General features: G+C 41.3%; 8 protein-coding genes. 3 read left to right on the forward strand and 5 right to left on the reverse strand.

The features are described 5' to 3' along the window. Nucleotides 1-3 precede the first annotated feature (3 nt). Nucleotides 4-306: a metalloregulator ArsR/SmtB family transcription factor gene (locus B5G52_RS10060; protein ID WP_087532521.1), complete on the reverse strand. Its 303-nt coding sequence runs from the start codon at nucleotides 304-306 to the stop codon at nucleotides 4-6. 130 nt (nucleotides 307-436) lie between these two features. On the opposite strand from B5G52_RS10060, the gene B5G52_RS10065 reads away from it, so the two are divergent. Further along, nucleotides 437-625, forward strand: coding sequence for a DUF2892 domain-containing protein (locus B5G52_RS10065; protein ID WP_087532522.1), 189 nt, complete (start codon nucleotides 437-439; stop codon nucleotides 623-625). Nucleotide 626: 1 nt separating this feature from the next. Then, complete coding sequence (locus B5G52_RS10070) at nucleotides 627-971, forward strand: rhodanese-like domain-containing protein (protein WP_087532523.1); 345 nt, start codon at nucleotides 627-629, stop codon at nucleotides 969-971. A gap of 28 nt (nucleotides 972-999) precedes the next feature. On the opposite strand, the gene B5G52_RS10075 is transcribed toward B5G52_RS10070, so the two are convergent. After that, the gene (locus tag B5G52_RS10075; protein WP_087532524.1) at nucleotides 1,000-3,015 is read right to left on the reverse strand and encodes a diguanylate cyclase; all 2,016 of its coding nucleotides are present in this window, start codon (nucleotides 3,013-3,015) and stop codon (nucleotides 1,000-1,002) included. A gap of 168 nt (nucleotides 3,016-3,183) precedes the next feature. On the opposite strand from B5G52_RS10075, the gene B5G52_RS10080 reads away from it, so the two are divergent. Beyond that, nucleotides 3,184-4,965, forward strand: coding sequence for an alkaline phosphatase (locus tag B5G52_RS10080; protein ID WP_087532525.1), 1,782 nt, complete (start codon nucleotides 3,184-3,186; stop codon nucleotides 4,963-4,965). A 124-nt stretch (nucleotides 4,966-5,089) separates the two neighbouring features. Here B5G52_RS10080 and B5G52_RS10085 read toward each other — a convergent pair whose 3' ends face one another. The 3 genes from B5G52_RS10085 to B5G52_RS10095 all read right to left on the reverse strand — a co-directional run bounded on the left by B5G52_RS10085 (nucleotide 5,090) and on the right by B5G52_RS10095 (nucleotide 12,960). Beyond that, on the reverse strand, nucleotides 5,090-5,632 hold the full coding sequence (locus B5G52_RS10085; RefSeq protein ID WP_087532526.1) for a PH domain-containing protein: 543 nt from the start codon (nucleotides 5,630-5,632) through the stop codon (nucleotides 5,090-5,092). A 117-nt stretch (nucleotides 5,633-5,749) separates the two neighbouring features. Then, nucleotides 5,750-10,060, reverse strand: a complete 4,311-nt coding sequence (locus B5G52_RS10090; RefSeq protein WP_087532633.1) for an alpha-1,6-glucosidase domain-containing protein — start codon at nucleotides 10,058-10,060, stop codon at nucleotides 5,750-5,752. 20 nt (nucleotides 10,061-10,080) lie between these two features. Then, nucleotides 10,081-12,960: a TonB-dependent receptor gene (locus B5G52_RS10095; protein WP_087532527.1), complete on the reverse strand. Its 2,880-nt coding sequence runs from the start codon at nucleotides 12,958-12,960 to the stop codon at nucleotides 10,081-10,083. Nucleotides 12,961-13,005 lie beyond the last annotated feature (45 nt).

Raw genomic sequence — 13,005 nt, forward strand, 5'->3', positions numbered from 1 at the left:
AGCTCAGTCCTTACAAAACAAACCATATAATGTCGCCAGCATAGCTTGCGCATTTTCATCGATCACTCGGTAAAAAATTGTTTGCCCATCTCTACGGGTATTTACAATATTTGCTTTGCGTAATGCAGCTAAGTGTTGCGACAAAGCAGACTGCGCAAGAGGTATCGATTCATTTAATTCAGACACACTCATTTCACGCTCCTGTAAAGAGCACAAAATCATTAAACGGTTTTTATTAGCAAGAATTTTCAATAATTGCTCAGCGCGCTCAACATTAGTAGCCATAGCAGCGAAGTTAATGCTCATAAATACAGCCTTATATTCAAATTACACGCTAAGTATAAAAGCATATATTAGAAAAGTCTAATATTAGAATTTACTAATGTTTATTTATCGAATATATTAAAAGTAACAAACACAATAAATAAGGTTCACTATGAAACTAAATGATGCACTTCGTCTTATTGCAGGAGTAATGATTGGTATTTCATTATTACTACAATACTTTCATGATCCACAGTGGATTTGGTTTACTGTATTTATTGCCCTAAACTTAATTCAATCGGCATTTAGCAAATGGTGCCCTATGATCACTGTATTAAAAAAACTTGGTTTCGAGGAATAATATGCTTACATCAATCCCTGACTTACTAAAAATTATTGCACCAAATCAACGTCGTATCGACGCCGCACAAGCTAAGCTAGAAATTGCCGAGAATAAAGGCCTACTAATTGATGTACGTGAGCCTGCTGAACATGCTGCAAAATCTGCAACAGGGGCAATTAATATCCCTAGAGGTTTACTTGAAATGAAGCTCATGGAAATCGAAAAAGATCCAGCTCGGCCAATTTACTTACATTGCGCCAGTAGCGCACGGGCCACATTAAGTGCAGAAGCCCTGACTCGAGTTGGTTATGAGAATGTCACTGTGATTACTTGTAATGCAGGGGAAGTTTGTCAGGTATTTTGACTATAAATAAGCTAACCTGAAACTTAGGTTAGCTTTGAGTGTTTTCACCATAAAATATATAGTCACTTGTCATAGAGTTTTTGGCTTGATACATGGCTTCATCTGCTTGCTGCAATAACTCATCAACTGTTAAATTGATACCTGAAGAATCCCAAATACTAATCCCAAAGCTCGCAGATAAAGTCAATTTTTGCTTATTGTAGTACATAGGTGTCTTTATAACTTGTACCAACTTTTGTAATAACTCAATGCATTCCTGTTTGGAATTCAGGTTATTAATAACAGCAACAAATTCATCCCCACCAATTCGAGCTAATGTATCTTCTGCTCCGATTGTCTTAGACATACGCTCTGATAAAGTCGTTAGTACAAAATCCCCTGCATCATGCCCAAAAGTATCATTGATTGGTTTAAATTTATCGAGGTCTATAAAGACACAATAAATAGGCTGCCTCTCTTGCTTAGCCAATTTTAATGCTTGTTCAAAACGTTGTTGTAATACTATTCGATTGGGGAGCTTAGTTAATGAATCCGTAAATGCAGCTTCTTCTAAGTAACGTTGGTGTTTAACTTTATCGGTGACATCAGAAAACACAGCCAGATAATTACGCGTTTTTCCTCGCTCATCTTTAACCACCATTACTGTGGCGGCTTCAACGAGTAATTCATTATTTTTTTTCTTATTCCAAATCTCTCCTACCCACTCACCCGTTGTTTGTATACTATCCCATAACTGGCTAAAAAAAGTTCCATTGTGATTATTAGAAAAAAGTACTTTAGGACTACTTCCGATGAGCTCTTGCTCTGTATACCCAGTTATATCAATAGCAGCCTGATTCACTCGAATAATTTTTTTGTTTTCATCTGTAACAAGAACCCCCTCTCTTAATTTTTCAATTATATTATTAGAAAGGTTGATCTCCCAGTTAGAAAGAATCAAATTACTTGCTTGTACTTTCACTTCTTTTTCTAATGAATTTACCGCAAAACGAATCGCAAAATAAATTAAAACCTCAATGAATAAAAAGCCAAATATCCCTAATAAAATATTGTACTTTATTGTTTCATTTAAAGATTCGACCTGTTTATCAATGTTACGCCAAAAAATAACAGCACCAATAGCTTCTCTCTCGGGATGTTTTTTTCCTATATAATCTTTCAATGGGAAGAAAGCTAACATCAGGTTTTCCCCATCAACCTGAATACGTTCTATACCTGAGCCAGAAAAATCAATTTTTTTGTCTTCAGATTTTATTATTTTATCAATATCACCTCTGGATGTTGCTTCTAGATAGCAATCGCAATTAATTAAAATATTTTTAAATCGTTGCTCTATTGCGTCCTGCCACATGATGCTTTCAATATGCTTCCTCGATAAAAATACTGCAACTCCAATATTTAATTGTTCATCGAGTGCTGATACTAAAGAATTAAATGAAGAACCCACTTCGAGAGCGCCGATATACTTTTTTTCAACAGCACTGACTCCAGTGTAAAAAACAGGAACTACACCTCTAATACCTGAATACACCCTACCGGTTTCAAAACCAGATACAGCTTTTTTATACGTATTAACATCAACGATAGTATGGCGAACATCATCCATATTATCGCCAAATTTTTCTGGTCGATGAACCCTAAGATAACTTTTGGCCCCAGGACCAAATAAAAAGTGTAACTGACGAGCAGCAAACTTATTCTGAACTACTTTCCATGCAGGAGAAACTTTTTCATACAATTGCTGGCGCAGTTTGGCAGATTCCTTTAAAGCTTCCTCCCCGCCTTTTTCAGCATAATCTTTTGCTTGAGAGAAAATGGCTGTCACAGCAGGGTCACTCGCTATAAAAGTAGCCATCGCTTGCATATTTTCTTGCTCTTTAGCCATGAGTAACTCATAACTTGAGCGTAATACATTACTGTCTTTTACAAGGGATTCGTGAAGTGTCTGTTGAGCTAAGTCGATATTCATTCTTATATAGATAAAATCAAAACTAGCAATAAGTAGTGTAATTACTAAGAAAACTTTTTGTTTTAATGTAAACAAAATAGCTGAAGCCTTAAGAAGGTATTATTAACTTTTTATTCCTGAATTTTTACCCTAGTTTGTACCTAACGTCAAGCTAGCTGCTTTAATACAAATAGCATAGCAACTTAATATAAAAGTCACACTGGTCGGATAAGCTCATAGTTTTACTTTTAACGGTACAGAGCAATGACGTTTACACGGAGAAGTTTTTTAAAGGCATCGGCAGCGGGTTTTGGCGCTGCCGTTTTATCATTAGGCATCACAGGTTGTACTTTAGATAACGATGATGATGAAATTATTGAGGTTAGCTTTGATCACGGTGTAGCCAGTGGCGACCCACTTAGTGATAGCCTAATTTTATGGACTCGTGTAACACCCGTTGACGCAGCAACCACCAGCATAAAAGTGCAATGGCAAGCAGCAACCGACAGTAACTTTAATAATATAGTTCATGACGGTGAAACCGAAGTAACAACCGCCAGCGACTTTACTCTAAAAGTTGACTTACAAGGCTTAGATGCCAATACCACTTACTACTATCGCTTTATTTCAAACGGTAAAGCATCACCTACGGGCTCAGGTAAAACATTACCAACGGGTAGCGTTGATAAAGTAAAATTTGCAGTCGTGTCGTGCGCTAACTACCCTGCTGGCTTTTTCCATGTGTATGGTGAAATAGCCAAACAAACTGACCTTGATGCTGTACTTCACCTCGGTGACTATATTTATGAATACGGTAATGGTGGCTATGCCAGTGAAGACGCTGCTTTACTTGGTCGCCTCCTACCTGAAGACAATAGTGACGAAATTATCAGCCTAGCTGACTATCGTAAACGTTATGCCCATTATCGTACCGATAGTAACCTACAAGCTGCCCATAGCAATTGCGCGTTTATAACCGTATGGGACGACCATGAGGTTACTAATGATACTTGGCGTGAAGGCGCAGAAAACCATAATAATGGCGAAGGCGAGTTTAGCGAGCGTAAATTACATGCTCTACAGGCCTACTTTGAGTGGATGCCAATCCGTAATGTAGCTGATAAAGAGCGTATTTACCGTCGTTTTGAATTTGGTGATTTAGTCTCGCTGTATATGCTGGATACTCGAGTACTCGCTCGCGATGAGCAACTAAGCTACGGGGACTTTGATTTAACTAGTGCGCAGGGGCAAGGTGATTTTGTCGCTGCTATTAGTTCGCCAACACGTGCACTACTTGGTAATGAACAGCTAACCTGGCTCACCGATGGTATAACAACTTCAAGCTCAAAATGGCAAGTGCTTGGCCAGCAAGTGCTAATGACCAAGATGCATCTACCGTTTGAAGTACTGCAACTTTTAGTTAGCCTACAAGTAAGCCAAGCTAACGGCGCTGATACTGAAACTCTGTTAGCTCAAGCATCGGCATTATTTACAGAGCTAGCACAAATTAAGGGCCGCATTCTAGCCGGTGATCCAACAGTCACTGATGCTGAGCGTGCCCGCGTTGATACCACAGCTCCTTACAATTTAGATGCATGGGACGGCTATGCCTACGAACGTGAAGTTCTGCTTGGTACTGCTATAGCGGCACAAAAGAATTTAGTTGTGTTAGCCGGCGACACTCATAATGCGTGGGCAGGCCAATTAACCACTGATGCCAGCAACCCAATTGCTGCATCACAAAATGCCGGTGTTGAATTTGCCACCTCATCGGTGTCTTCGCCAGGTCTTGAAGAGTACTTAGCGCTGAACACCCAAGGGCAAGAAGCAACCGCGAAAATGGAGCAAGTGATCCCATTACTAGTTAATGACTTGATGTATAACAACCTGGTAGATCGTGGTTACTTAACCGTTACCTTTACACCAGAGCAAGCCGAAGCCAAATGGAACTACGTAAGCAGCATAAAAACCGCGTCTTACGCTATGCAAACTGAGCGCAGTAAAGAACTACACATGATTGCTGGTCAGCCAGTAATTCAAGGGTAAAGGCTCAAGTAAGTACCTAGGGGCTAGGGAAAAGGTTCTAGGTGAAAGCTCAAAACAGCCCGGCGACCACACGATCACTGGGTTGATTTGATTAAAAATGCTTTATACATGAGAGATGTGCTTGTTATTTCTTCTCATCCAGTAGCGTAACCATCATTTGCTCGATGTTTTTTACGCTGTAAGTAAGTGCGCGAAGTAATTCGACTTGGCTTTGTGGCTCATCCGTTTTAACTGTGCTTGGCTTTGTTTCGGCTAGATTGTCTTTTTGCGTTAATATAGCCTCGCGAAATTCACTGGCATTTTCAACTCCCAGTAACGACACTAATGCACCGTGCCCCGACTGACCAGCAGTTTCAAAACTTAATCGATATAAACCAAATAAACGCATCAATGGCCCTTGGCTTAATCCTACATCGGTTATTTTTTCAAGCGGGATGGACTTTTCTTCTTTGAAAAATACACCACGCTTTACCACCAGCTTACGCTCCAGTAGCACTGCTGACATTGCTTTGAGCATACGCCCTGAAACGATCCAAATTATTAAGGCTACAATTGGAATTAATGGGATACCAACCAAACACACTAAGCAGGTAATGACTCCTAACGTGATCCAGTAAGATTTCACTTTAGGATTAAAACTTGCGGTTTTCAGGGCTAATTCAGACATTCATAACCTCCTTGATATTTATTCTATTAACCTAGGTAATATTGCGACTGAATGCAACTATAAAAAACGCCGAGCACACTAAGACTGCTCGGCTTTTCAGTATATTATTAAGAGTGGTTAGTTTTTACTAACAATCAGCTTAACGTTATTACGGTCAGGTCCAATCACACTAAAGGTGTAATTCCCTTGCTCTGAAATAGATAGCTTAATGTTTGCCCCTACCGCTTCCAGTGAGCTTTGTTCACCCACTATTACCGTAGGTGACTCACCCACACCACCATAATCAACAGTGCTCCAATCTTCCGAGGCTATTTTAAATTCATAATCGCCTACAGCTAAGTCGAGTGTTGTGCTATACATCGCATTGCCTTGGTACATAAGCGGGTTATCTGTACCCCAGCCATTTAAGCTACCTCGTAAAAACACCTGTATATCAGAAAACATTTTCGCATCGAATATACTCAAGGTTGGCTCGTTTAAATCGCTCGCATCAAAAACAAATTGGTAATCACCATCACTGGCAATATCCATCATCATGTTTTCACCTTTAACCGCTAACAATTTCGCTTTGGCGACTGTTACAAGAGTATCTGACTCACCTGAACCAAAATCCACTGACTCCCAATCCTCAGATGCAATTTTAAACTCATAACTACCTGCGCTGAGTGTTTTAGTAAAAGTATAAATACCTTTACCTTGATACATTAGCTCATCACTGGTTCCCCATTCATTTAAACTACCTCGTACGTAAACAGGCATGCCAACAAACGGTTCTTCGTTATACACTTTGAGTGTCGGGTTTTCTTTATCACTAGCATCAAACGAGAACACATAGGTTGCATCATTGGCCGCTGTAAAGGTCATATTTGAACCACTGCGTATTAATGATTCATTTTGGTTTTCAATAACGTCTTTATCTTCATCTGACAAAGCCCCAAAATCAACAGTAGACCAGTCTTCAGATGCTATCTTAAACTCATAATCACCCGCAGTAAGTGTAATAGCAACACGGTACTCGCCGCTGCCCACATACTCAAAGTTATCTGCTGTCCCCCAGTCATTAAGGGTGCCACGAACATAAACGGCAGTACTACCAAAAGGAACAACATCCGGTGCGCCAACGGTTGCATTAGCACTTAACCCTACACCTTGTGTATCTCCCTGAGGCTTCACAAATACCGCGATGGTATAAGCTGGAACGCTAAAGGTTCCGTCCATTTCACTAGCGGTAAAACTAGCCTCTGACATTGCACTATCAACACTATTTTTAAGTGTTGGGTGTATTTCAAACCCTGCTGCCGTAGGTACGGTATGTAAAAGCGTTTGCTCTGTTGCATTAATGACGACTACGAGTGCATCAAACTGGGAGTCTATGTCCTCAAAGCCCTGGCCATCATCGATACTCATTACTATCAGGCCATGTTGCTGGTTTTTACCTACATTATGAAAGCCCACACGGTCAATCACATCTTGTTCGGTGGTTAATCTAAATAAAGGGCTTGCACTACGAATAGCTAAGAACTCTTGGAACACATCGCCTGCATAAGCAATATCTTGTGGCATTGCTTGTGCATCAGCGTTAGCAGAAATAGGCATTATTTCAGACCACTTCTCTTCGTTCTTTTCTGCATTAGGTAAACCAATATTCCAATTGTTATTTTCTTTCGTTAAATCTACCGCATTGAACCAATCACCCGCATTGTAGCTATCGCGGTCCATTGATTTTGAGCGAAGTAAATCAGCACCCAATTGCATAAACGGGATACCTTGACTCACCAACGGAATCGATAATGCCATATTATGGGCACGTACACGCTGCTCTATACTCATGCTTGATGCGTGCTTATATTGCAGCTGATCCCAAAGTGTTTCGTTGTCATGCTTTGATACGTAGTTAATGCTATCTGCTGGGTCTAACGCATAAGCAGTAGGCTGGGTGTTCCAGCTAAAGCTATTACCTTTTGCTGAGTTACCCTTAAAGTCTTTTAATATGTAGTTTTGTAAGTTACCCGCCAGCGATAAACGTAAGGTATCTTGGTCAGCTAAATTACCATCGGTCGGATTATTACTAAACAATGCCCCACCGCGCACAGCTTCACGAATACGATCATTGAATGTGCCAACCTCTGAGCCTGCCATATCAGCTTGCTTAGCTTGAGTGAATAAACGATTGTTGGCTACTTCACCAAAATCCCAACCTTCACCGTAAAAGTAGTTATCTGGGTCAACTGCTTGCACAGCTTCGCGCGCTGCTAAAATTGATGATTTAGGCATGTGGCCCATCACATCAAAACGGAAACTGTCATAACCAAAGTCGCGAGCAAGAATAACCATTGAATCTGTAACAAACTTGTCCATCATTACATGTTCTGTAGCGGTGTTTTCACAACATGTTGAGCGCTCTATCGTACCTGATACTTCATTGTATCTGTGGTAATAACCAGGAACCAATTTATCAAAAACAGATTTTTCCCAAATGCCTGATGACGTTGTGTGGTTGTATACCACATCAAGAACCACACGAAGACCGACTTCTTGCAGTGACTGCACCATGGCGCGCGTCTCTTTTACACGAGCAATGCCATCGCTGCTAGATGCATACGAGCCCTCTGGAGCTATAAAGTGGTGTGGGTCATAACCCCAGTTAAAACCGTCTAAATCACGCATCGCGCTGGCAAGTGCTTGTGCATCATCAGAGCCCGGCAGATAACTTTGCATAATGTCGGCTATCGTGCTGCTTTTATCTTCGATTTTACAGGCATCGGCTTCATCGTTTATACGATCACATAATTTACCTAAGGTATCGGTGATTTCAACACGTTGCTCTGTATCTTCTTCAATAGTGCCGATGTCAGTAACAGGTAATAAGTGAAAATGCGTTAAACCTTTATCAGCTAATTGTTTAAGGTGCTGCATTGGCACGCTTTCAAGTTCCGTAAACGCGAGGTACTTACCACGATTAGTTTCACTTACTGACGTATCACGCACACTAAAATCACGCACATGACCTTCGTAAATTATTGCATCTTCTGGGTTAGTCACCGTTGGTACAATGCGATCATCCCAGCCCTCTGGTTTGGTGTCATCATCATTTAAATCTATCAACTGCGAATACAGGCCATTGCTTGATACGTTTAATGAGTAAGGGTCTGTACTCCATAGGCTTTCGATTGCTTTAGTAGTTGGGTGATAAACATCAAACGCAAAGCGATAATAATGACGGTCGTATTGGCTGTCTAAGCTGGCTGACCAAATACCAGTATTGTTGTCTAACGTCATGGCGGTGCTATGCACTTGTGCTTTATCAGCGTCAAATACATTAATCATCATGTTACTAGCAGTTGGTGCCCATACTGAAACATCAATTGCATTGTTGTTATAATGCACACCCAACATTGCCTCGTTCGCATCGTTCTCACCTTGGGTGTAAAGTGCATCGAGTACTTTAGCGGATTGTACAAAGCTTGCTTCAAGTAACTTGCCGTCCGCATCGTAGCCTGCAACAGCAAGCTGTTGCTTTATAAGTTGCTTTGCAGTGTCAGCATCCCAATTACCTTGATATGCAGTCCAATCCGTTAAGTGTGGTACTTTTGCAGCTTGTTCATCGCTTAGCTGTGTTGCTGTTAGCTCAATGGTTTCACCATTTAAACCTGTATCTAAATCAACCCCTAGCTCAGCGGTTGCAGATGAGTGTAACTTGATAATTTGCGTAAGCTCATTACTTGGCTTATACAATACCGTATTTAAATCAATCCAGTGTGCTGATGCACCGTCAATTGCAACGGGGCGTTCGCCAAGGCTTGCAACTGGGAACTCAAATACAGACGGCTCTCCATCAAAGGTAAAGTTCATACGCACAAAACGCTCGTCGTCTTGCATCAGTGGCATAGTTAAATCCACATCACCATGGGCTTTGCCGGTGCCTTCTGTGCCAATATGTATTATAAAATTGGCACATTCGGTATAACCTTCTTTGAGTGCTACAACCCAATAAGCACCATAATTTGGATCAACACCGTCGTATTCGTGACCATTGCCCCAATCTGTGGCATCAAACGGCGGCGCGTAAGCATCGCAACCGTCAGTATTCCATGAGTGTAAACGGTAGCCTTCATACCCTTCATTTTCATCACGTTTATAAAATAAAACAGCTTCGTTCTCTCCAGCAAAAACAACAGGATCAGGTAAATCCGGGTTGTAGCCATTGATACAGCTTTCATTGTTCGCATCTGGAAATAACGGTGCGTCGCAAGAGATAGGCTCGGGATCAACGCATTGCGTCCCTTCAGTGTTAGGTACTTGTGGTACATCACAAGTTAAAAGAGTTTGCCCTGCTTTTACATCGCTACTACCTGAACCACCACAGCCAAAAAGTAACGTTAAACTCACAGCGAATAGCAAATGAGTCATTTTAGTTATTGTATTCATTATATATGCTCCAATTTGCATTAATGGCTATAGGTAAAACCTAAATAAACCTGACGACCAAAGTACTGGGTAGTCCCAGTAATACTTTCATTACCAAAGTAGCTTTGGGTGGGTTCGTCGGTGAGGTTATTAACCTGTAGCAACATGCCAAATGAATCAGTAAATTGATAAGAGGTTTGAAAATCGACCACGGTCTCGGCATCAAAATTCACCACTTGTTCATTGATAGCCACTTGCTCGGACACAAAGTCTGAGCGGTAGCGCACATTAAGGCGGGTTTCAAAATTATCTAAGCTATAAAACAAAGTGCCGTTTAACACATTTTTAGACAAACCAGGTAAACCTTGAGTCGTCGTGTCGCCCCCTAAACTGGTGATAGATTCAACTTCGCTTTCGGTGTAGGAGTAGCTGCCGTTAAAGCCTAAACCATCAAAAGGCGCAGGTAAGAATGAAAAAACTTGTGTATAAGCAAGCTCAATACCGCGAATATAACCGCCATTGGCGTTATTAACTGCGGTTGTATATGTGCCATTAGTGGTAGCTACTTGCTCGCCGCTGACTGGGTTTTCTATGTAGTCAGGAACGTTAAAGCCATTACCTTTAAAGTCAAATCCCTCTATCGCAATCGTATCGATAAACGAATCTATATTTTTATAAAAACCTGCGACCACTAGCGCACCATCTGATTCATCAAAATAATGCTCATAAGAGATATCGTATTGGTCGGCATAAAATGGTTTTAAGAATGGATTATTAGTACTTGAGCCGTTAATTTTACCTGTGGTTTTATCTGCCTGTGCACTAGCATCTCCCGCTAGGCGATTGATTGGTGGACGTGACATAACTTTAGCTGCGGCAAAACGCAATTGCGTGTTATCCGTTAACTGAAAGTTTAAGTTAAGTGATGGCAGGTAGTCGGTGTAGGTCGTGCCAAGCACATTAGGTAAATAGTTTTGATTTACAATGCCGATGCTGTCAGTAATATTTTGTGCGCCTAGCGCTAAATCACCATTGACGTTCTCTAAAATTGTTGCCGATTGATCGGTATCTACACGGCGAATACCAATATTACCCAGCACTGGCATATTGCCAATTTCAGCATTAATATTGAGCATGGCATAGGCTGACAGCACTTCTTCATACACTGAGCCACTTTGTAACATAGTCCATGAATAGTTTGTGGTGTAACCCTGTGCATCAACCACCCCATCAGCGTTACCCCATGTAGTTACAGGTGTAGGAGCACCTTCAGGGAACCACGCATTCAGCGCTTTATCAACATCTATTGCCAAATACGATGGAAAGTAACTAAATTCGCCTTGCCAATCCACCACATCAACCATGTCATCAGTTAAACGAAGTGACGGCTCACTTGCTGAAAACGCACCATCATCACCATATTCAAACACAGAACGGTTATTGCTATATTCACGGTCAGAATAACGCGCACCAAATTCAACTGAGCTGAACCAGTTGTTATCTAGTTCATATTTAAAATCGAGACGATAAGCACTAACTTCATCTTCATTTTGAAAAGGGTAAATACCGTACTTACTCACCATAACACGGTCTATATCGCTAAATGCGGCTGCCTGGTTAAAACCTACATCGGGCAGGTTGAGACCATTAAGTTGGTAGTTTATTGCTACGTTGTTATCAAGTACCGGTTCTTCAGCGCTGGCATCTTCTGCCACTAATGCCCAAAGTAAACCATTGCGAAAGTTACTTTTTGCTCGTGACAAAGACACATCCATATTGACGTTTAAACGCTCTGTGACTTGCCAATCCGCGTTAACGCCGTAACTGTCTACTTCATCAAAATCTTGATTGTCATCGTTAACGATTTCAATCCGGGTATAGCTTTTTGAGGTACGATTAACAGCTGCGCCAATAACTGAATTACCTTCTAACTGCGCATTGGTGAAAGTTGCAGATGGGCCACCAAGCTTAACTCGCAAACCACGGGCAAATGACTCAGTATCAAAGCGTGATAAAAACACATCCCCCTTTAGCTTAAAGTTATCTACAGGCACCCACTCAATTGCAGCCATGTAACCGTTACGGGTTTCTTCTCCGCCCAAGTGCTGGAGCTCAAAACCTTCACTGATGTATTCGTTTTCTGGGTTTACTTCAGGACCGCCAGTATCATTTTCCAAGCCATCTATTTCTTTATTATCGTTATAAGCGAGGCCAATAAATTGCGTTGCTACACTAGGTTGAAATAGACGCGCATAACCGAGTGCAACCCCTAGGGTGTCGTCAAGGTATTTACCTTGATATGAAAAACTAATGCGATCGCCAAATTCGGTGGCGTCATACACTTCTGAGGCACGGTCGTTATACATACCTCTGGCGTTCACAACAAACTTATGCTGCTGATCATTATCAAGCGGACTCGCCGTTTGCAACTCGACAGTACCTGCAACACCGCCTTCAATGAGCGATGCTTTTGGTGATTTATAAACCGCAGCAGAACTAATTAGCTCCGACGGGTATTGATCAAACTCAATACTGCGGCTACCACTTGTAGATACTTGCTCTCGACCATTGAGGGTTGAGAATACAAATCCACCCGACATGCCTCGAATATTTATTTCGGCGGCTTGGCCACCTGTTCGTACAGCTGAAATCCCCGGTAGTCGAGTAAGCGCATCTGCCATTGATACATCAGGTAGCGCCCCTAAATCATCAGCAGATAGCTGCTCTGACACTGTATCTGTAAAACGTTTTTGGTTAAGTGATTGAATTAAGCTTCGGCTAAAGCCTGTTACTTCAATAACCTCTAGATCATCATCTAACTGTGGATTGACTGTCGCTTGTGCATCACTTTCAGCTGCGGCCAATGCACTGCTGGGTGCAAACATTGCGAGCATTAATGCACTCAGTTTAAATTTCCCCATGAGCTTCCTACCCTATTGATTTTATAATTGTGTGCGATTTATTTT

The organism is Pseudoalteromonas sp. A601 (genome assembly GCF_002165575.1).
In the GTDB taxonomy this organism is placed as follows: domain Bacteria; phylum Pseudomonadota; class Gammaproteobacteria; order Enterobacterales; family Alteromonadaceae; genus Pseudoalteromonas.

Excerpts from the sequence above, each read along its gene's own strand:
- B5G52_RS10085 (WP_087532526.1), bottom strand. The coding sequence starts at position 5,632 with ATGTCTGAATTAGCCCTGAAAACCGCAAGTTTTAATCCTAAAGTGAAA.
- B5G52_RS10090 (WP_087532633.1), bottom strand. The coding sequence starts at position 10,060 with ATGAATACAATAACTAAAATGACTCATTTGCTATTCGCTGTGAGTTTA.
- B5G52_RS10080 (WP_087532525.1), top strand. The coding sequence starts at position 3,184 with ATGACGTTTACACGGAGAAGTTTTTTAAAGGCATCGGCAGCGGGTTTT.
- B5G52_RS10060 (WP_087532521.1), bottom strand. The coding sequence starts at position 306 with ATGAGCATTAACTTCGCTGCTATGGCTACTAATGTTGAGCGCGCTGAG.
- B5G52_RS10070 (WP_087532523.1), top strand. The coding sequence starts at position 627 with ATGCTTACATCAATCCCTGACTTACTAAAAATTATTGCACCAAATCAA.
- B5G52_RS10095 (WP_087532527.1), bottom strand. The coding sequence starts at position 12,960 with ATGGGGAAATTTAAACTGAGTGCATTAATGCTCGCAATGTTTGCACCC.
- B5G52_RS10065 (WP_087532522.1), top strand. The coding sequence starts at position 437 with ATGAAACTAAATGATGCACTTCGTCTTATTGCAGGAGTAATGATTGGT.